General features: G+C 58.3%; 16 protein-coding genes and 1 tRNA gene. 12 read left to right on the top strand and 5 right to left on the bottom strand.

What is annotated here, in order from left to right; translation table 11 throughout:
- The first annotated feature begins 184 nt into the window (after positions 1 to 184).
- Both ACYQ11_RS17365 and ACYQ11_RS17370 read left to right on the top strand, forming a co-directional pair.
- On the top strand, positions 185 to 427 hold the full coding sequence (locus ACYQ11_RS17365; protein WP_459925078.1) for a hypothetical protein: 243 nt from the start codon (positions 185 to 187) through the stop codon (positions 425 to 427).
- Between the two features lie 198 nt (positions 428 to 625).
- Positions 626 to 699 (top strand) — tRNA-Gln (locus ACYQ11_RS17370).
- 58 nt (positions 700 to 757) lie between these two features.
- Here ACYQ11_RS17370 and ACYQ11_RS17375 read toward each other — a convergent pair.
- Positions 758 to 1,309: a peroxiredoxin-like family protein gene (locus ACYQ11_RS17375; RefSeq protein WP_487247217.1), complete on the bottom strand. Its 552-nt coding sequence runs from the start codon at positions 1,307 to 1,309 to the stop codon at positions 758 to 760.
- 461 nt (positions 1,310 to 1,770) lie between these two features.
- Here ACYQ11_RS17375 and ACYQ11_RS17380 point away from each other — a divergent pair, with 461 nt between their 5' ends.
- The 4 genes from ACYQ11_RS17380 (at position 1,771) to ACYQ11_RS17395 (ending at position 6,485) form a co-directional block, all read left to right on the top strand.
- Positions 1,771 to 3,294 (top strand): sigma-54-dependent Fis family transcriptional regulator, encoded by a 1,524-nt coding sequence (locus ACYQ11_RS17380; RefSeq protein WP_459925079.1) that lies wholly within the window; start codon positions 1,771 to 1,773, stop codon positions 3,292 to 3,294.
- Positions 3,295 to 3,426: 132 nt separating this feature from the next.
- Entirely contained in the window at positions 3,427 to 4,950 is a 1,524-nt protein-coding gene (locus ACYQ11_RS17385; protein WP_459925080.1) for a sigma-54 interaction domain-containing protein, read from the top strand.
- A gap of 25 nt (positions 4,951 to 4,975) precedes the next feature.
- Positions 4,976 to 5,620: a class I SAM-dependent methyltransferase gene (locus ACYQ11_RS17390; protein ID WP_459925081.1), complete on the top strand. Its 645-nt coding sequence runs from the start codon at positions 4,976 to 4,978 to the stop codon at positions 5,618 to 5,620.
- 22 nt (positions 5,621 to 5,642) lie between these two features.
- Positions 5,643 to 6,485 (top strand): DUF169 domain-containing protein, encoded by an 843-nt coding sequence (locus ACYQ11_RS17395; RefSeq protein ID WP_459925082.1) that lies wholly within the window; start codon positions 5,643 to 5,645, stop codon positions 6,483 to 6,485.
- Here ACYQ11_RS17395 and ACYQ11_RS17400 read toward each other — a convergent pair.
- The gene (locus ACYQ11_RS17400) at positions 6,473 to 7,648 is read right to left on the bottom strand and encodes a TetR/AcrR family transcriptional regulator (RefSeq protein ID WP_459925083.1); all 1,176 of its coding nucleotides are present in this window, start codon (positions 7,646 to 7,648) and stop codon (positions 6,473 to 6,475) included. The two genes, ACYQ11_RS17395 and ACYQ11_RS17400, sit on opposite strands and share 13 nt — an antisense overlap.
- A 322-nt stretch (positions 7,649 to 7,970) precedes the next feature.
- Here ACYQ11_RS17400 and ACYQ11_RS17405 point away from each other — a divergent pair, with 322 nt between their 5' ends.
- From ACYQ11_RS17405 to ACYQ11_RS17425, 5 genes are all read left to right on the top strand, one after another.
- Complete coding sequence (locus ACYQ11_RS17405; RefSeq protein WP_459925084.1) at positions 7,971 to 9,416, top strand: 4-hydroxyphenylacetate 3-hydroxylase family protein; 1,446 nt, start codon at positions 7,971 to 7,973, stop codon at positions 9,414 to 9,416.
- A gap of 338 nt (positions 9,417 to 9,754) precedes the next feature.
- Positions 9,755 to 10,705, top strand: a complete 951-nt coding sequence (locus tag ACYQ11_RS17410; protein ID WP_459925085.1) for an alpha/beta fold hydrolase — start codon at positions 9,755 to 9,757, stop codon at positions 10,703 to 10,705.
- Between the two features lie 186 nt (positions 10,706 to 10,891).
- A complete protein-coding gene (locus ACYQ11_RS17415; protein WP_459925086.1) occupies positions 10,892 to 16,120 on the top strand; it encodes an AAA family ATPase in 5,229 nt (1,742 codons plus the stop codon).
- 124 nt (positions 16,121 to 16,244) lie between these two features.
- The gene (cysQ, locus tag ACYQ11_RS17420) at positions 16,245 to 17,054 is read left to right on the top strand and encodes a 3'(2'),5'-bisphosphate nucleotidase CysQ (protein WP_459925087.1); all 810 of its coding nucleotides are present in this window, start codon (positions 16,245 to 16,247) and stop codon (positions 17,052 to 17,054) included.
- Between the two features lie 354 nt (positions 17,055 to 17,408).
- Entirely contained in the window at positions 17,409 to 17,897 is a 489-nt protein-coding gene (locus ACYQ11_RS17425) for a PEP-CTERM sorting domain-containing protein (RefSeq protein WP_459925088.1), read from the top strand.
- Between the two features lie 85 nt (positions 17,898 to 17,982).
- Here the strand turns inward: ACYQ11_RS17425 and ACYQ11_RS17430 are convergent, their stop codons facing one another.
- Complete coding sequence (locus ACYQ11_RS17430) at positions 17,983 to 18,474, bottom strand: hypothetical protein (protein ID WP_459925089.1); 492 nt, start codon at positions 18,472 to 18,474, stop codon at positions 17,983 to 17,985.
- Positions 18,475 to 18,724: 250 nt separating this feature from the next.
- Between ACYQ11_RS17430 and ACYQ11_RS17435 the strand changes: the two genes are divergently transcribed.
- Positions 18,725 to 19,531 (top strand): MYG1 family protein, encoded by an 807-nt coding sequence (locus ACYQ11_RS17435; RefSeq protein WP_459925090.1) that lies wholly within the window; start codon positions 18,725 to 18,727, stop codon positions 19,529 to 19,531.
- A gap of 157 nt (positions 19,532 to 19,688) precedes the next feature.
- On the opposite strand, the gene ACYQ11_RS17440 is transcribed toward ACYQ11_RS17435, so the two are convergent.
- The gene (locus tag ACYQ11_RS17440) at positions 19,689 to 19,880 is read right to left on the bottom strand and encodes a hypothetical protein (RefSeq protein ID WP_459925091.1); all 192 of its coding nucleotides are present in this window, start codon (positions 19,878 to 19,880) and stop codon (positions 19,689 to 19,691) included.
- A 146-nt stretch (positions 19,881 to 20,026) separates the two neighbouring features.
- A complete protein-coding gene (locus ACYQ11_RS17445; RefSeq protein WP_459925092.1) occupies positions 20,027 to 21,070 on the bottom strand; it encodes a GlxA family transcriptional regulator in 1,044 nt (347 codons plus the stop codon).
- Positions 21,071 to 21,174: the final 104 nt, after the last annotated feature.

A 21,174-nucleotide genomic window follows, 5' to 3' on the forward strand; every position in this document is an offset into this window, starting at 1 on the left:
GACCATGATGGGCACGCTTTGCTTTGCCCATCAACTGGACAACGATAATATGTTTAAGTTAATGGCATTGATTACGCAGTTGAAGAGTCACTGGAACCAAGTGCATAACCAGATTCCTTTTTTTACACCTATCAATCTGGTACCATGAATCGTCCTGCAACTTTGATAAACCGGAGCGTGTGACATGGAAGCCATTAAAATTAGAAAACGAATAAATTCTGATACGATTCATATCCCGCAATTGAAAAAATTCATGGGAAAAAATGTAGAGATCATTCTTCTTGAAATCCCCGAAAAAAATGTGAAATCCAAAACCAAGAACAAGTTTATTGCCGCGTCAGGTAAGATTGATATTGACGAAAAAGCGGTGGCAGATCTGAGAAATAAAAGCATCCTGGTTTTTTGTAACATTCACAGCGAGTTTTGAATAAACGTCTTTCCATTGGTCAGTCGGAATCATGGCGTCCCGGGCCAGGGCGTCCGCCTCGTTTTCCTTTACGTTCCGTTCGTTATGACGTTTTTTTCCGTATCGTTGAAATGCGAGTTCATCCCGGAAAAACGTCTGATAAATCCTCTTGACGGGGATGGAATTTTTTTATAAAAGGGTCGGATCAGCTTGACATGCTGGGGGATCGTCTAAGGGTAGGACTGCAGATTCTGATTCTGCCTATCGGGGTTCGAATCCCTGTCCCCCAGCCACCTGAACATCAAAAGGGTCCGTGCGCGGCGCACGGACCCTTTTTAGTTGGATCGGACATCATTCGTGGGTGTTTGACAGACGGCAGACACCCACGACCTCGTCGGGGTCGGCGTGGTACCCGGCCTTGGGGTCCCGGTGGGCGAAGAGAATGTGGTTCCCCGGCCCGATGACGAACAGGCCCCCCTGCTGCCAGAGGGCTCCGGCCGACCGGCCTTGGTGAAAGCCCTGCTTCATGACCGCAAATCCCCGGCTGATCGAGGCGGGTCCCAGGGTTTTGAAAAAACCGGATTCCAGGTCGAAGGCCTCATAGGTCTTGCGTTCGGGATCCACGTACATTTCGCCGGTGAAATTGAATTGTTCCACAAATTCCCGCGCCTGTTCCGGGGTTCCGGTGCCGATCCCCACCAGCGTCACGCCTTCGGCGTTCAGGTCATCCAGGATGTTCATCAGGGCAGCAGCCTGCTGCCGGGCGAACATTCAGCCGTAATGCCGCAAAAAGACCAGCGCCACGCGGCGCTCGGCCCACAGCGAGGTCATCACGATGTCCTGCCCGTCCATGGTTTTTACCGTCAATCCGCCGAGGCGTTCAAATACCCTTTGATCGTTCATGCCGTTCTCCTTGTTGGTTTTGCCGGCGCATCCCAGGATCATCAGTCCGAGGACCGCCGGCAACAGGGGTCGTATCCATCGTTTCACGCGACGTTCTCCTTGTGTGCCAAACCGTTATCATTCGGTCCGGATCATCCGGGGCCCCATGCCCCGTCCGGACCGTCGCTTCCGGATTGATCCACGGTATATCAAGCGGGTGTAAACAAAGTATGTGGATGGATGTAAAAGTTGTTTCAACCGACGGGACCGGCGTAACATTCACCCCGGCCGGCGGATCGGGGCCGACGGTGAAACGGCTTGTCGCCGCACGCCGGCCCGGGGCTGCCGGCACATAAAAACGGCACAAAATGAATTTTAATTACATTTATGTTGCCATTTGTAGTATTCTTGCATAAATGTGTTGGCTTGATGAAATTTTATCGATTTTGTGTCCATGATGTAACAGACGGTAGAATGTTTCAATGAAAAAAATCGACGAAGTCAGATTGTTTTACGATATCAGCACCGCCTTGAACGAGCATCGGGATCTCAAGTCCTCGCTTCTGACGGTTCTGGATATTCTTGACCGGGATCTGGGCATGGTCCGGGGCACCGTCACCATCCTGAACGCCCTGCGCAACGAAATCAGCATCGAGGTGGCCCACGGGCTGTCGGCCGGTGCCGTGGAGAAGGGCAAGTACAAGGTCGGGGAGGGAGTGACCGGGAGCGTCATCGAACAGGGTCTGCCCCTGGCTGTTCCCCGGATCAGTGAGGAACCCCGTTTTCTTGACCGCACCAAGTCACGCAAGCGGGGTGACGGGACGGAGCATTCGTTTTTTTGCGTCCCGGTGAAAAACGGGAACCAGGTGATCGGAGCCCTGTCGGCCGATCGCGTCTACGACCCCGATTTTTCCATGAAAGACGGGATAGCTGTTCTGTCGGTGGTGGCCACCATGATCGCCACCCAGGTGATCCACCTCGAGCGGATCGGCTTGGAAAAGGAACGGCTCCGGGAGGAAAATTCACGGCTCAAGCACGAGCTGGAAAGCCGGTACCGTTTTTCCAACCTCATCGGCAACAGCAACAAGATGCGCGACGTTTATCAGATGATCGCCCATGTGTCCAAAAGCAACGCCACGGTGCTGGTCCGTGGCGAAAGCGGCACCGGCAAGGAGCTGGTGGCCGCCTCGATTCACTACAACAGCCTTCGGGCCAAACAGCCTTTTATCAAGGTCAATTGTGCGGCCCTGCCCGTCAATCTGATTGAAAGCGAATTTTTCGGCCATGAAAAGGGCTCGTTCACCGGGGCCGTCAACCAGAAAATCGGCAAATTCGAACTGGCCCACAAGGGGACGATCTTTCTTGACGAAATCGGATCCGTCAGCCCGGACGTTCAGTCCAAGCTGCTCCGGGTACTTCAGGAGAAGGAGTTCGAACGGGTGGGCGGGCACAAGACCATCAAGGTCGACGTGCGCATCGTGGCGGCCACCAACAAGAACCTTGAAAAGGCCGTGGAGGATGAAAGCTTCCGGGGGGATCTGTACTATCGTCTGAACGTTTTTCCCATCTACCTGCCGCCCCTCAAGGAGCGCAAAACCGACATCCTCCTTTTGGCCGATTTCTTTCTGGAAAAATATGCCCGGGAGCACGGCAAAGACATCAAGCGGATTTCCACGCCGGGCATCGACATGCTGATGGCCTACCACTTTCCGGGCAACGTGCGGGAGCTTGAAAACTGCATCGAGCGGGCCGTTCTGCTCTGCGACGAAGGCGTGATCCACAGCTATCATCTGCCGCCCACCCTCCAGACCGGCATTGAATCGGATACCCTGCCGGCCGCGACCCTGGACGAGGCCGTGGCCGGGCTGGAAACGGAAATGATCATCGACGCCCTGAAGAACACACGGGGAAACGTCACCACCGCCGCCGACCTTTTGGGGACCACGGTCCGCAAATTCGCCTACAAGGCCAAGCGCTACGGGGTGGACTTTCGGACTTACCGATGATGGGATTTGTTGTTTGGGGAAAAACAACATTTTTGTTGATTTGTGGGCCGACTTTCCATACATGTTAGGTCAATACGCATCGCGGAAGGTGCCAAAGGCGCATCTTCGAGACAGGCATGACGGGGGTTAACCATGCACAAAATCGACGAAATCAAGCTGTTTTACGACATCAGCATCGCACTCAACGAACAGCAGGACCTGAAACAGTCGCTGTACAAGGTGCTTGATATCCTGTCGGACATCATGCACACGGTGCGGGGGACCGTCACCATCCTCAATCCCCTGCGCAACGAAATCAACGTGGAAGTGGGCCAGGGGCTGACCCAGAGCGCCATCAAAAAAGGCCGGTACAAAGTCGGCGAAGGCATCACCGGCTCGGTCATCGAAACGGGCAATCCCGTGTCCATTCCGAAAATCAGCGAAGAGCCCTTGTTCCTGAACCGCACCGCCACACGCAAGGGCCAGGATAAAAACGAGTATTCCTTTATCTGCGTGCCCGTCAAGAAAAGCAATCAGGTGATCGGGGCTCTGTCCGTGGATCGGGTGTTCGATCCGGCATTCTCCCTGGCCAAGGCCACCCAGATCCTGTCGGTGGTGGCCACCATGATCGCCACCCAGGTGATCAACCTGGAAAAACTCAATCAGGAAAAGGACCGCCTCAGGGAAGAAAACCTGCGCCTCAAAACCGAGCTGGAAAACAAGTACCGCTTTTCCAACATCATCGGCAACAGCAACAAGATGCGGGACGTGTACCAGATGATCTCCCACGTGTCCAAAAGCAACGCCACGGTGCTGGTCCGGGGCGAAAGCGGCACGGGCAAGGAATTGGTGGCCAGCTCCATTCACTACAACAGCCTCCGGGCCAAACAGCCGTTTGTCAAGGTCAACTGCGCGGCCCTGCCGGCCAACCTGATCGAAAGCGAGTTCTTCGGTCATGAAAAGGGCTCGTTCACCGGGGCCATCAACCAGAAAATCGGCAAGTTCGAACTGGCCCACAAGGGGACGATCTTTCTTGACGAAATCGGCTCCATCGATCTCGATGTCCAGGTCAAGCTGCTTCGGGTGCTTCAGGAACGGGAGTTCGAACGGGTGGGCGGGCACAAGACCATCAAGGTCGACGTGCGCATCGTGGCGGCCACCAACAAGAACCTTGAAAAGGCCGTGGAAGAGGAAACCTTCCGGGGGGACCTGTACTACCGGCTCAACGTTTTTCCCATCTACCTCCCGCCCCTTCGGGAGCGCAAGACCGACATCCTGCTTCTGGCCGACTACTTTCTCGAAAAATACGCGGCCGAAAACAACAAGGACATCAAGCGGATTTCCACGCCGGGCATCGACATGCTGATGGCTTACCACTTTCCGGGCAACGTGCGGGAGCTTGAAAACTGCATCGAGCGGGCCGTTTTGCTCTGCGACGAAGGTGTGATCCACAGTTATCACCTGCCGCCGACCCTCCAGACCGGCATCGAATCGGGCACCCTCCCGGCCACCACTCTGGAGGAGGCCGTGGCCAACCTGGAAAAGGAAATGATCATCGACGCCCTGAAAAACACCCGGGGCAACATCACGGCGGCGGCGGATCTTCTGGGAACCACGGTCCGGAAATTTTCCTACAAGGCCACCGCCCACGGGGTGGACTACAAACATTACCGCTGACTGATCCGACAGGGAGCCGATTACCATGAACGAGAAGGAACCGACCTTTGTACAAAGCCGCTTCGATCGGGCCGCCGCCACCTGGGATGAAAACCCGAGACGGCTTCTGATGGCCCGGGCCGTATCCGAAAAAATGATCGAACGCCTGGCGCCGACCCCTTCCATGGAGGCCCTTGAAATCGGCTGCGGCACCGGCCTTGTTACCGTGCAGCTGGCCTCGTTCCTCCGGTCGGTCCGGGCCCTGGACAGCTCGGACAACATGCTGGCCCAGCTCAGGGCGAAAAGCCAAAGCCTGGGCCTTGACAACATCCGTCCCCTCTTGGCGGACCTGGAGCACGAGCCCGTCCCCGGCGGTCCCTACGATCTGGTTTTCAGCAACATGACCTTTCATCACATGAACGGCATCGACGCGGTGCTCGAAAAAATCCACGCCGTCCTGGCCCCCGGCGGGCGGGTGGCCGTTTCGGACCTGGACCGCGAAGACGGCAGCTTCCACGAGGACATGACCGGCGTTGCGCACCTGGGCTTCACCCGCGGCGCCATGATCACGGCCCTCGAAACTGCCGGCTTTTCCGACTGCACCATCGAAACCGCCCACATCGTGGAAAAAAAAGCCGCAACCGGTGATGTTCGCAGGTACAGCCTGTTTCTGGCCACGGGCAGAAAATGAAACGATAACCAAGGAGGCAGACATGAACCGATCATGGCGAGAAACACTGGCGGATTTTATGGAAACGGCGGGGCTTTCCGACGTGCCCATGGGGATGTTTTTTACGGACAGGGAGCCGGAATCCTCATACGGACCCGGACCCATGACGCTGCCCACCCGACAGATGGAAATCGACCAACAGGTGGATTTTCAGGCGGTGTTCGGACATTTTTCCTGTGCCGTCGGGCACATCCGGCGGGCGAGAAAAAACAGGGGCGTTGCCTGTTTTTCCGCCGAGCGCTTCGGCTGCCTGGGCTGTGCCTTTTGGATGGGGTTCAACAAGCCCCAGCTCGAAGCCATCATCCATTATGTGTCCACGGGCATTCCCGGCCGCATGGAGGGCGAATGCTATTGCGATTCGCCGGATCATCTGCGGCGGATCTTCGAGGACCTGGACCCGGTTCCGGCCCCCAAACCCTACTGCGTGTTCAAGCCCCTCGATCAGTTTGCCGACGATGAAACGCCCCGGTTCGTGATTTTTTTCGAGCGGCCCGAGGTCCTCTGCGGGATGCATCAACTGGCGACCTTCGTCACCGGCGATCCCCTGTGCGTGGCCTCCCCCTGGAGCGCGGGCTGCGGCAGCCTGGTGGCCTGGCCCATGTATTTCGAAGCCCGGGGAGAAAATCGGGCCGTTTTGGGGGGCTGGGACATTTCGGCCCGTCCCTTCTACAAGGGTGACGAGATCACCCTGACCGTGCCCATGGCCATGTTCGAGCAGATGACGGCCCGCTGGGGCGAATCCTTTCTTATGAAAAAACCCTGGGGGGCGGTGAAAAAGAAGATCCGGCTCAGCCGCAAGGCCTGGGGTGAAGATCAGGACGCCTGAACACAGACGGCCCGCATCAGCAGGTCGATGGCCTGACGGATGTCGGCGGCCTTGTCGATGGGCACAGGGTTCTCGGTGAACGACCAGCGCAGGGTCATGTGGCCCGTCAGCCCCAGAAACAGGTTTCGGAAGATCCGGCTGTCGATGTCCGGACGAATCACGCCCTCGTCCCGTCCCCGGGCCAGTACCGGATCAAAGGCCGCGGCATAGGACCGGTAGGCCGCCTGGGCGGAGGACCGGTAAAACCGCTTGTTGAACATACCCTCGAATACCAGAAGTTTCATGAAGTCCGGCTCGGAAAAAACCCCAAGAAAATGATGCCGGAGCATCTGCTCCAGAAGCACGCGGGCGGAGGGGGCCCCAAGGTCCCGGACCTGGGCGGCGTGGGCGCAAAGCCGGTCTCCGATGCATGAAAACAGAAGATCCTCCTTGTTTTTGAAATACTCGTACAGGGTTCCTTCGGCCACGCCGGCTCGTTTTGCGATATCGGCGGTGGCGGTGCGATCGTAGCCCTTGTCCGCGAACAGGTGTCGGGCCGCGTCGAGAATCCGTCGGGCCTTGTCGTCGGGGGTTTCCCTGCCGCCGGGTGTTGGCGCGAGCATGGGCGCGACCAGGGTCATCATGGCCGGCACATCCCGATGGGCCGGATGCCCGTCTCCGTCGGCAAGGCTCTGGATGGACGCCATGTCGAGCAGCCCGAACACGGCGTCCCGGAAAAGGGCCAGGGGCAGATCGGGGCGCACGACGCCGTCGGCCGTGCCGTCGTTCAAAATGCCCGTCATCACCCGGGTCCAGGCCCTGAAATGCCGGAAGGCGTCGTGCCTGAAAAAGGAGAGCTTGGACCGGCATTCGAAAATCGTCAGGTTGGTGTAGTTGGGATGGGTGTCGTGGTAATGAAGCTGGAACCGGAGAAATTCCCGGAATCGGTCAAGGGGGGCGTCAAACCGCGAAAGATGGACTGCAAGGTCGGCCGCCATGGCCTTAACCTGCTCGCCCGCCGCATGGAACAGCAGATCCTCCTTGTTTTTAAAGTAATGGTAGATGATCGAATCGGCCACCCCGGCCCGTCGGCCGATTTCGGCGATGGTGGTTTTTCGGCCGTGTTCCCTGAAACAGGCCACGGCGGCTTGAAGAATAGCGTCTTTTCTGGATATATCGGTCATAAATCACCGGTGCGTCTGTTAAGGGTTGACGGCTTCGTAAAACGTCCGATATCTGCGTTACGCGATCATCCGCGTTGAGCGGTATTCGACACACAATGCGCCACGGGTCTCATCCGGATCTGCCGGCTGTTTGATCGACTATACCGTGTTTTGTATCGAAAATAAAGGCATTTGACGGACCGTGGGGCCCGTTTGATCGGCCGGGGATAAAAACGGTTGACGCCGGCTTTTGCCTTTTCTATAATCGAATCTTACTCAGTGGGACGCCGGGTAAATCCCATCGCCCCTGATCCTTTACCCCAACGCCAAGGAGACGTCAGCCATGATGACCCCCAAAGAATACGAAGACAGTTTGCGAAAGCTCGACCTTCAGGTTTACATGTTCGGAAAGCGTGTGGAAAACGTGGTTGACGATCCGATCATCCGGCCTTCGATGAACGCCGTGGCCTACACCTACACCCTGGCCGCCGATCCCGCGTACCGGGACATCATGACCGCCGTCAGCCACCTCAGCGGCAAACGGATCAACCGCTTCACCCACATCCATCAGAGCACCGACGATCTGGTCAAAAAAACCAAGATGGGCCGTCTGCTCGGTTCCCACACCGGCTGCTGCTTTCAGCGCTGTGTGGGTATGGACGCCTTAAACGCCCTGTCCATCGTGACCTTTGACATCGACCAGGCCCACGGCACATCATACTACACGCGTTTTGTCGACTATCTGATCATGGTTCAGGAACGGGACCTGGTCTGCGACGGCGCCATGACCGATCCCAAGGGCGACCGGGGTCTGCCGCCCCACAAACAGCCCGATCCGGACATGTTTCTCCGGGTGGTTGAGGAAAAAGCAGGCGGCATCGTGGTCCGGGGGGCCAAGGCCCACCAGACCGGGGCGGTCAACTCCCATGAAATCATCGTCATGCCCACCATTTCGATGCGCGAGGAAGACCGGGACTACGCCGTATCCTTTGCCCTGCCCAGCGACGCACCGGGCATCACCTACATCATGGGCCGCCAGTCCTGCGACACCCGTAAGCTCGAAGGGGGCACCATGGATATGGGCAACCGCTTCTTCGGCGGCCACGAAGCCCTGGTGGTATTCGAGGATGTGTTCGTCCCCTGGGACCGGGTGTTTATGTACAAGGAATACGAATTCGCCGGAAAGCTGGTGGAGACCTTCGCCTCCTATCACCGCCAGAGCTACGCCTGCAAGGTGGGCGTGGGCGACGTGCTGATCGGGGCGGCCCAGACCGTCGCCGAATACAACGGCGCCGACCGGGCGTCCCATATCAAAGACAAAATCATCGAGATGAACCATCTGAACGAAACCCTGTTCTGCGGCTCCCTGGCCTGCGCCGCCGAAGGGCACCGGGAGGCCTGCGGCACCTATTGCGTCAACACCCTTCTGGCCAATGTCTGCAAGCAGAACGTCACACGGTTTCCCTACGACATGGCCCGTCTGGCCCAGGATGTCGCCGGGGGCCTGATGGTCACCCTGCCCTCGGAGACCGATTTCCGCTCGCCGGTCACCGGCAAATGGGTTGAAAAATATTTCAAGGGCAACGCCTCTGTGTCCACGGAGAATCGCATGCGCATTCTTCGGCTCATCGAAAACCTGACCCTGGGCACCGCCGCCGTGGGCTACCTGACCGAATCCATGCATGGCGCCGGATCCCCCCAGGCCCAGCGGATCATGATCGCCCGTCAGGTGAACATGGCCGACAAACAAAAACACGCCAAGCGCCTGGCGGGCATTCTCAAGGACTGATCCCGCATCGGGACGCCGGCCATTTCAATCTTGATGAACTCGTCAAACGTCATCAACGGCCGGCAAAGAAAAACGTTCGAGTTCAAGGCGCCGCGAATCCCGAGGAATGAGGCGTACTTAGGGTACGCCGCAGTGACGAGGGATGACGCGCAACGCAGAAATCGGACGTTTTACGACGCCGTCAATCTTGACCCACCCCGGGAATGATTGTAGAGCTTGGAACACGATCGTGCCGCGCCGGGCCCGGATTTTCCGGTGTCCGGTGCGGTTCCGCCCCCTATCCAGACGGCGTTTCCCAACCATCCGGAGGCCGTCGTTCACGCAAAAGGAGAATAATCATGATCCGTTTCAAACACCTGGCCGTTGCGGCCGTCATGGTCACGGCCCTTGTGCTGTCCGGCTGTTCCAAATACACGATGTACCGCATGGCCATCGACAGCGGGCGGAGTCAGGCCGATCTTACCCTGAAAAAAGCCGCCGTCTCCATCGGTGACGTGGTTTATCTGGACAATGCAGGGGACGGGGATGACGGTAAAGACCGGGACGTCATCCTGATGATCCACGGCTTCGGCGGCGACAAGGACAACTGGATCAGGCTCTGTGACAAGATGCCGGCGGGTTACCGGTTTCTCGTGCCGGACCTGCCGGGGCACGGGGAAAGCGCCTCCGACCTGTCCAATACCTACACCATCGAAAACCAGGCCCGGTGGCTGGCCGAGTTTTTGGCCGCCCTTAACGTGGACACGGTGCACCTGGTCGGCAATTCCATGGGCGGGGCCATCGGCATCCGCCTGGCCCTGGATCATCCGGACACGGTCCGAACCCTGACCCTTCTGGACAGCGCCGGGGTGTTCAGGACGGAAAGCGAATTCATTCAGATGGTCAAGCAGGGCGTGAACCCCCTGGTGGTATCCAGCGAGGAGGATTTCAAACGGCTGATGAACCTGGTCATGGAAAAAAAGCCCTATATTCCGGGACCGATTTTCGACGTGCTGGCCGAAAAGAAAATTGCACGGAAGGACAAGGATGAAAAAATTTTCACGGACATGCAGGCCGACATTCTCACCATGGAAAACAGGCTTTCGGACCTTTCGCTTCCCACCCTGATTGTCTGGGGCGACCATGACCGGGTCCTCCATGTGGACAACGCCTCGGTGTTCCATGAAAAAATCGGGGGCAGCCGGCTGACGATCCTCAAAAACATCGGCCACCTTCCCATGCTCGAAGACCCGAAAAAGACCGCGGCCGTCTATGACGCGTTCCTGTCCGACACCAGGAATAAGAGGTAGCGATACCCATAGCGAAAATGAAGGCGTGCCCCGGCACCGGCTCGGGCCCCGGCGGGCCGGGTTTTTTGTGGTGACAGGGCGGGTTCGGCGTGGTATTCTTAAGGCCTTGGACAGACCGACCGCGTCGCTTCTTTCGGGACCTTTGGTTCGACCGTGTTGACCCCATGAACCCCGAGGACTTCCGCCATGACACAGACCGAGTACCTGGCCGGGTACCCCCTTCTTGAACTGATCAGGGAAACGCGGGGCGCCGCCGTTTACCGGAGCATCCATCCCGATCTTACCCTTCCGGTTCAAGTTCATATCCTGAAGGTCCGAAGGCCCTCGGCCACGGAGCTGGCCCTGTTTCGTCAGGAAATCACGGCCGTCATGGGCTTCGGGGGCCAGGGCCTGGTCCGCTGCCGGGAGCTGATTGAAACCGGAGGCCGCCTGGCCCTGGTGATGGATGATTTCCCCGGGGTGCCCCTTGCCGGCCTTCTGGCCGGGGGGCCGCTGTCCCTGGATGTTTTTCTCGATGTCGCCCACACCCTTTCCGACACCCTGGGACACCTTCACCAGGAGGATCTGACTCACAAGGCCGTGACACCCGATCATATCCTGATCAACATGGACAGCGGGGAGGTCCGGCTGACCGGCTTCGGAGCCGTCGCCCTGCTGACCGGGGAAAACGACACGCTCCATGACCCCGCGGTGATCCGGGACATCCTGGCCTATATTTCGCCGGAACAGACCGGGCGCATGAACCGCCCCATCGACTACCGCACGGATCTGTATTCCCTGGGCGTCTGTTTCTACCAAATGCTCACCGGTCAGATGCCCTTTGCCGCAGGCGACGTCATGGAGGTCTATCACGCCCACATCGCCCGGCGCCCCCTGTCTCCCGCGGAACATGATCCGGAGATTCCCATCGTGCTGTCCGACCTTATCATGCGCCTGCTGGAAAAGGCCCCGGAAGACCGATACCAGAACAGCTTCGGCCTGGCCGCCGACCTTCAGGCCTGCCGGGACGCCTTCCGGAAAACCGGCGCCGTCCCCTTTTTCGAGATCGGCCGCAAGGATGTGTCCCGGCGGTTCAACATTCCCCAGAAGCTCTACGGGCGGGAATCGGAAACGGTCCAGCTTCTGTCCTGTTACGAAAAAATCTGCCGGGGCGAGAAGGTGATGATGGTGGTCACCGGTTCTCCCGGCGTCGGAAAAACCGCGCTGATCCGCGAGCTGGACAAGGCCATCGTCGAAAAGAAGGGCTATTTCATTTCAGGCAAGTACGAGCCCTTTCGCCGGGATGTTCCCTACAGCGGTATCATTCAGGCCCTGATGGGCCTGTGCCGGGACATCCTCAGCCAGGAACGGCGGATCATCGACCGGTGGAAAGACGCCATTCTCGCCGCCATCGCCCCCAACGGCCGGGTGATGACCGATGTGTTGCCCGATCTGGCCCTGATCATCGGCGATCAGCCCGAGGTGCCGGAACTGGAGCCGGAGGAATCGAAAAACCGGTTCAACCAGGTGTTTGTCCGCTGTATCGATGCCTTCGCCCGGCTGGAGCAGCCCATGGTGCTCTTTCTCGACGACCTCCAGTGGGCCGATCTGCCCAGCCTGACGCTGCTCGAGCGGCTGGCCGCCGCCCCCGAGATTCGCCATCTTCTGGTCATCGGCGCCTATCGGGACACGCAGATGAGCGCCGGCCATCCCCTGACGACGATTCTTTCGAATATCGACAAAAGCCCGACCCAGTTGTTTTTCCTGAAACTGCGGCCGCTTATGGAATTCGATGTCCGGAATCTGATCGTGAATTTTTTGAAAACCTCCCACGAGAAAGGGGCCCTTCTGGCCGGGCTCGTTTACCGGAAAACCGGAGGCAACCCGTTTTTCGTCAGTCAGTTTCTGAAAAACCTGTTTGAGAAAAAACACATCGCCTTTGATCCGGAAGAGGGATGGCACTGGGATAATGCCGGGCTGATGGAGCTTCAGGTCACCGACAACCTGGTGGATCTTCTGGTGGAAAAAATCAACGGCCTCTCGTTCGACACCCGGGAGATGCTGAAAATCTGCGCCTGTATCGGCAACCGGTTCGACCTGGACATGATCGCTGCCATGCGCAACCGGTCCATCGGAGAGATTCTGCCGTTCGTTTCCGAAGCCGTGCGGGAGGGGCTGATCGGCAAAACGGCCCGGATGTACGTGTTTGTTCATGACAGGATTCAGGAGGCCGCCTACTCTCTGATTTCCGACCAGGAAAAAATCGTTCTGCATCATACGCTGGGACGGCTGGAATATGCACGGACCGCCCCGCAGGACCTTCAGAACAAGGTGTTTTACATTGTGGACCAGCTGAAACGGGGCCTTTCTCTGATCCGGGACGAGAAGGAGCAAGACGACATGATCGGGCTCTGCCTGCTGGCCGGTCGAAAAGCCAAGCAGTCCGTGGCCTACGAACCGGCCATCCGGTATATGGATACCGGCATAAGCCTGCTCCCCCCCGATGCATGGACCACCCGATATGAAACCGCCTTCGACCTGCACCGGGACCGGCTGGAATGCCTGTACCTGGTCGGCCGGTATGATGAGGCAGAGCGCCTGTTCCAGCAGATGGTATCCCGGTCCCGGACCGGTCTCGACACGGCCAGGCTCTGCGCCCTGATGGTCATTCTCTACATAAGCCGGGGTGATTATCAACAGGCCCGGGCCATCGGGTACCAGGGGGCCCGGGCCCTGGGGCACCCCCTGCCCGAGCACACCGGGGTCCTCCGGCAGGCGGCGTTTTTGATTCGACTCTGGGTCGCCTTCCGGAAAATCCCCATCGAACGCATTCCCGATCTGCCCGAGCTGCGGGACCCGGCCCTGCTCACCTACGCCGATCTGATCGCCGGCATCGGCACCGTGATCTATTACAGCAACCCCGATCTGTTCGCCCTGACCGTTTTCGAAGGTAATCGCATCACCCTCAGTCACGGGATCTGGGAGCACGCGGACTTCGGTCTCAACGCCCTGGGCTGCATCGTCGGGTCCGCCCTGGGGTTCTATGAGCTGGGCGAACGCATGGGGCGAACGGCCCTTGTTCTCAGTGAGCGCAAGCCCGGAACGACGAACCGCTGCCGCATTCATTTTCTTTACGCCATGATGATCCAGCCCTGGACCGCCCATGCCCGCGGCTCGGTGGACTATTTCCGCAAGGCCTATCACCTGGGCCAGGAGTGCGGCGATCTGCTGTTCAGCAGCCACAGCATCAACCTGATCGTCATGCATCGTCTGATTCTGGGCGATCCGATCAATGCGATCCTGGAGGAGTATCTCGGTTATCAGGAGTTCATCGTCGCCGGCACAGATCCCTTTGTCAGGAGTTTTTTCGAGGAGCACCTCCGCGTTCTGCTCTGCATGAAGGATGAAACACCCGTCCGGGGCCGCTTGAACGGCGAGGGCTTCGACGAACAGGCCGCCCTTGACGGTTATATCCGGATCAATAATCCCCTGGGCGAGTTTTTCCTGTTGTGCCCGCTTCTGCGCCTGCGGTATCTGTTCGGCCATTACGGGGAGGCCTTTGATCTGTCCTGCCGGCTGGACCTTATGATCCGAAACAAGGTGGGGATGGGCTGCCTGATCAACGCGGAACGGGTGCTTTTCCAGTCTTTGACCCTTTCGGCCCTCTATGCCAAGGCCTCGGCATTGGATAAAATCCGCTACCGGGCCCGCCTCCGGCTCAACCTGATCCGGATGGCCTCCTGGGCCCGCCACGCCCCGGAAAATTTCACGCACGCAGCCTGCCTGATCCGGGCGGAGATCCACAGGATCAAGGGGCAGCATTCCAAAGCGGTCCGGGCCTACCGCGACGCCATCGATCTGGCCGCGTCATCCGGCTATCTGAATCACGAAGCCGTGGCCCGGGAATGCTTTGCCCGTTACTATCTGGAGATCGGACAGCAGGATGTGGCGGGCTTTTACCTGACGGAAGCCTGCCGGTGCTACCAAAGGCTCCAGGCCCCGGCCCTTGTCGCCCATCTGATGGCCACCTATCCCCGGCTGATTCCCGGGGATCTGATCGAGCGGTTGCATCCGAGCCGTGAAAAGCCGTCGACGTCCCTGGACCTGACCACGGTCACCAAGGCCTCCCAGGCCATTTCCGGTGAAATCGTCCTGGAGAATCTGCTGAAAACCCTGCTTCGGATCACCATGGAGAATGCCGGGGCGCAAAAGGGATTCCTGATTCTCGTCCAAAACGGCCGGCTGCGGGTCGAAGCCTCGGGCACCTCGGACAGCCCCGACATCAGCGTGCGTCAATCGATTCCCCTTTCCGACCACGACGGTCTCAGCCCGGGTATCGTCAATTACACGATTCAGGCCCGAACCCCCCAGATTCTGGGCCATGCCGCCAAAATCGGACCCTTTACCCGTGATCCCTATGTGATCCGGCACCAGCCCAAATCCGTTCTCTGTCTGCCGGTGCTTAATCAGGGTCAGGTGACGGCCGTGCTTTATTTCGAAAACAACCTGGCTCCCAACGTGTTCAGGGAAGAGCGGATCGAACTGCTGACCATCCTGGCGTCCCAGGCGGCCATCGCCATCGACAACGCCCGACTGTATGAGCATCTGGAGGACAACGTCCGGGTGCGGACCCGGGAACTCCATCAGAGCCTGGCCGACGTGGAAGAGGCCAACCGGAGAATTCTGGACGGGATCCGTTATTCCGCCCTGATTCAGAAGGCCATGCTGCCGGATATGGCCTCGGTGAGACACAGCCTGCCCCGGAGCTTTTTCATCTGGCAGCCCCGGGATATCATCGGCGGGGACATCTATTATGTGGAGCCCGTCGCATCGGGTGTTGTGCTGGTGGTCGTCGACTGCACGGGTCACGGGGTTCCCGGGGCTTTCATGACGATCCTCGCCGTCACGGGCCTTCGGCGGATCATCCACGAAGACCACGAAACCGATCCGGCGCGGATTCTCAAACACCTGAACGGTTTCGTCAAAAACGCCCTGGGCCCCAACAGGTCTCCGGGAAACGCCGACGACGGCATGGACGCTGCGGTCTGTTTCATCAACAGCGCGTCCAGGCAGCTGACCTTCGCCGGGGCCCACATGCCCCTTTACCTGATCCGGAACGGCCGATTCGAGGATATCAGGGGGGATCACCAGAGCCTGGGTTATGCCTCGTCGGATATCCGTTTCGACTTCACCCGGCATACCGTCGAGGCCTCGTCAGAGCCCCTGGCCTGCTACCTGTTCAGCGACGGGTTTGTCGATCAGCTGGGGGGCGCCGAGCGCCGCCGGTTTGGAACCCGGCGATTCAAAGAATGCCTTGTCGCCCACCATGCCAAACCCTTTGACGAGCAGAAGGACGAGCTGCTGAGGGCCCTGAACCGTCACAGGGGGACCCAGGCCTATACCGACGACGTCACCGTGGTGGGCTTCACGGTTTGACGGCTTCGTAAAAAGACGTTTACCTTTGGGAGACGGGCTGATAGTGTCCCCTTACGAAGCCGTCTGAAATTCGACTTTTTACGAGACCATCAATCCGAACATCTTAAAAAAAGGGCTGCACGCCATGAACCCATCATACCTGTGGACGGCCATCGGTTCGGCCATCGACGCCGGTCGGCGGATCCGTGAGATCTACCGCACGGATTTTTCCGTATCGTCCAAAACGGATCAGTCTCCGCTGACGCTGGCCGACACGGAATCCCACGCGCTGATCCGGCAAGCCCTCGCCCCTTTAGGCCTGCCCATTCTCAGCGAAGAAGGCCGGGCGATTCCCTATGAGGTCCGCAAAACCTGGACCCGGTTCTGGCTGGTGGACCCCCTGGACGGCACCAAGGAATTCATCAAGAAAAACGGTGAATTCACCGTGAATATCGCCCTGATCGACCAGGCTCGGCCCGTGATGGGCGTGATCTTCGTTCCCGTGACCGGGGCCCTGTATTTTTCCTTTCCGAACCGGGGGGCCTATGTGTTTACGGTACCAGAGGCGGGTCTTTCGGAAGGCATGGATCTGTCCGATCTGGTGGCGGCGTCCCGCTCCCTGCCTCTGGAGGACGATAGGGAGGACGGCGACGCCTACGTGATCGTCGGAAGCCGGTCCCATGCCACCGAAGCCCTGACCGCCTTTGTCGAGCAGAAAAAAAACGAGCATCCGCGCGTTACTTTTATCTCGGCGGGCAGTTCCCTGAAACTTTGCCTGGTGGCCGAAGGCCGGGCCGACATCTATCCCCGTCTGGGGCCCACCATGGAGTGGGACACCGCCGCCGGCCAGGCCATTGCCGAAGCCGCCGGCCGCCGCGTCAGCTGTTCGGAAACGGGGCGCGCCCTGGTCTACAACAAGCCTGATCTCCTCAATCCCTGGTTCATCGTCGAATGATGGTTTCCTGGGAAGTAACGGACACACCAGTGTGAAATGAAATACACATTGTGTAATATGGTTCACAATTTCGTCGTGAGACAAAACAAAGTTAAGCTATAACATTTCGATTTTAAAGCCAAACATTTTATTTCACAAGACTTGGGCGGGGCATCGTTCTTGCTTATAGTTTACACAACCCATCACCGTCATGGGTGAGTCTTTTTTGAAACACTCCGCGGTTGATTCCGGCTGATTCCGATCCTCGATGTTTTTGATGTTCCTTTTCCCTCACGTTTTCCACGACCACGGCTCCAATGGCGATGATTGCATCCGGCATGAACCGATCCATTTTCAGGTTGAAAGGAGGCGTGTATGAAAAAATATCTGTTGTTAGGGATAACGTTGGCCGCGTTTCTGGGTCTGTCTGTCCCGGCCTCGGCCACGTTCATGGCGTTTTCCGACCCGATGATGTCCTGGCAGAGACCGTTGCCTGGTCCGGCGATGGACATCGGCATCAGCGTGCTGGTTGACGCCGGGGGGTATTACACTCTGCGGGCCACGGCAAGGCACCACAGGGGCTTCGCGTTGGCTGCATTGGATTTTCTGAGCGGACGGCTGAGCATCACGGACGCAAACCGTTTTCCGGCGCCGCTGCCGAGTGTCGTCACGGCCGATGATCCGGACGTCATGATCGTTTTTGATGAACGCGCCGATCAGGGGCCGTCATTCATTGAAGGCCAAGAGACGACCTCCCCCAACGATACCGGTCAGATGCCTGTTCCCGAACCCGGCACCCTCTTTCTTCTCGGGGCGGGCATCCTTGGAATGGCCTTCGGCCTGAGGCGGCGAATCCATTCCTGATCGCCCCATCCCCTTCCCAGGCCCGGTATGGGGATCGCGCCGCCTTGTCGGGCGCGATGTCCATGCCGGGAACCCTTTTTCCCGCTTAGAGGTATTTGACTTTTTTCAGTGTCTGCGCGAAATATTTGTCCGCCTTGACCACGAACAGGCCGGGTTTGGTCACGTCTTCCTGCCGTTTTAGAAAATCCAGCGTTCGAAGCACCTCATGGGCCTTGCCGAAATTCATGTCATAAGAACCTGATTTTTGAGATGAAAAAACAATCTGTGCCCGAATCTGGACGGCATCGGCCACCAGAAAGCCGATCTCGGTATCCCCCTTGAGGGCCAGGGTTTCCGCCCCGACGGTTTTTCGGTTCGCGTCGAGGAACGCCCGGGCCGTCTCTCCCACGGGTTTTTCCGTAAACAGGGCGTTGGTGACCGCTGCGGCGAGTTTGGCTGAATAATCGGCGTCAAAACGCGACAGATACCGCATGTAAAGAATGTTGTAGGTCCCGTGCTTGACCTGGTCGATGGCCAGATCGAGCTTGCGGTGCAAGCGTTTTTTGCGACTGGTGAACAAGGTTGAAAGAAGCCCCATGGATCATCCCCTGCATGGTTGATTTAAAAGAAACGCTTACATACCTTAAACCCGGATCAAAGTCAAACCCGTCGACGGCGGTCGGGAGTGGGGCGCCAATTTCGGGTCTGTGGCGGAAAAATCAAAATTCCGGTTGAATCGGACGCCGGGTTTTGATAGAAGTACAGTTTTCTTTGGGATCGGGTGTGCGCGTTGTTGCCCGAGACAGAACAAACCATTGATTCCAAAAAATCCATTGGGGGAGGTTTTGTTGAGTCACTTGATCATCACGCATCCGGGGTCCGCGCATTTTGACGAATTTTTCGCCATTGCCCTGATCCTCGCCACATCGCCGGGGGTTCCGTTCACCATTGACCGCCGGGAACCGTCCCGCGCCGAACTTGATCATCCGGATATCTGGGTGGTGGATATCGGCGAGAGGCTGGAGCCCCATCTCAAAAATTTCGATCACCATCAGGACATCACCCACCGGGCCAGTTTCGTTCTGGTGGCCGATCATCTGGGCCTGACCCCCACGCTTCAGACCCTGCCCTGGTTCGATTTCAAGGACAAAATCGATCGTTTCGGTCCGGCCCGGACCGGGGCGGAGCTGGGCACCGGAAAGCTCCGGATCACCTACAGTCCGTTCGAGGAATGGTATCTGGACCGGTTTGCCGCCGACCCCAACGCATCCATGGATCTGATGAGGGCCTTCGGCATCAGCATGATCAAAAAGGCCTCGGGCATGGCCGCCCGCTTCGCGTTCTGGGATAAATGCAAAAAAATCAGGCTCAGAGACCGTCTGGTGGTTATTGGTCATACCGATGATTCGGACGGCTCCCAGGAATACAATGACACCCTGCCTGAGCCGGCGGCGGTGCTGGTTACCCATGACAGCCGTGGAAAGGGATGGAAAATGTGCCGCTTTGACAATGCGGCGGACGTGAATTTTTCAAAGCTGGAAGGTCGGTCGGAAATCAAGTTTGCCCACAAAACCGGTTTCGTGGCCAAAACCGTGGAACGCATCCCCCTTGAGCAGGTTCTGAGCCTGATCGAAGCCTCACTGCCCGACGCCTGACGTCCGAAAACACCTGTTACGCAAAGGTCCGGAGAGGACCAGGTATGCCTCGCCTCAGGAAATCACCGTCGGGACCTCGTCTGAGGTGAGCGACATTTCATTCGCACATGTGGTAATGTTCCGGCCCGTTTCGGACCGGAACACCGGGTCTCATGGGTCAGGCGCTTAAAAGTTCGAAAATGACGCGACGCTCACGGTTTGAGTCAAGCGCTTCGTTGTCTTTCCGTCGATCGCCGCTCTGCCTGCGATCGATGCCTGACCGCCGCTCCGGGCTGTAATGTTCATTGACCAGCAGGCGCCGGTCTCCTTCCTGTCGCCGTCCCCCGTTGTCTGTCAACGTGATGTTCATGGATATCCTCCCCCTTGTCGTATGCACATGAAATCCCCCAATTTCGGGTATTCTATAGCAAAAAACGTGCAAAAGCCAACACTTTCTTGCATCAGGGGTATCCCGCTGTTTTTAATGAAGGTTCGATGTTTACACAAGTAAAGTGTTTAGGCGTGCAGGGTAATCCGTTTCCTGTTTGTGGAAGCATCGGCGTGACCCGGTCCGGTGTCCTCCCCGGACCGGCCGATACGGCTTCGAAACCGTTGCCGGTAATCGCTGGGACTCACACCGGTGTGCCGGATGAACAGCTTGCGGAAAAAGCCCAGGTCCTCATAGCCCACCGAAAGGGCCAGGTCTTCGATGCGGGTGTCATCCCGTTCGAGGACCCGCCGGGCCGTTTCCATTCTCAGGCGCTGGAGGTAGGACAGGGGAGATTCGCCGGTGGCGAGCTTGAAGCGGCGTTTGAAATTTCTCAGGCTCATGTTCACATGGGCGGCCACCTCGTCCATCAGGATAGTGCCGGACAGGTGCCGCTCGATGAAGGCCTGGGCTTTTAAAACAGCGGCATCGGTATGGCGTTTGGGGCGGGGAAGGTCCCGATAGGGGGTCTGGGCCTCGCGGCCCCGGTCGAGCAGCATCATGGCGGCACATCGTCGGGCCGGTTCGGGGCCGTGGTATTTTTCGATCAAATACAGCCCGAGGTCCACGCCGGCACTGCCTCCGCCTGAACAGAACACCCGGCCGTCATGGGTCATGAGAGACTGGGGCGTGAGGTTCACATCGGGAAAACGCCGGCGAAACAGGGACTCATAAGCCCAATGGGTGGTGGCCCGTTTACCGGATAAAATGCCCGACGCCGCCAGAAGGAAAACGCCGGTGCAGATTCCGGCCACATTGGCCCCGTTTCGGTAACGGTCCATGACAAAATCGGTCAGAGCGCCGGAATAGTGCGTGAGTTTATCTGTAAGGTAGCCTCCGGACGGGACGACGATCAGATCCGCGGGGCCGGCGGTGGTCACCGAGGCCTGGGGCCGGAGGCGGCACCAGCTTGATGCGTCGAGATCCTGTCCCGTTTCCGAGACCAGGGTCAGGTCGAACAGGGGATCGCCCCCTCGTTTTCGGGACAGGTCGGCCATGCGAAACAGATCGTGCATCACCAGAATTCCTGCGGGAAACGAATGGCTTAACGCCAGAATGATGACCCGGACCATCTGATTCCCCCTTTCCTGAAATAATTGCCCGATCGCCTATGATGAATGTCCTTTATGCCACTTTTCAGGGGTGGATGCAAGGGGTATAACCACCACCATGGCGT

The organism is Desulfatiferula olefinivorans, assembly GCF_054657895.1.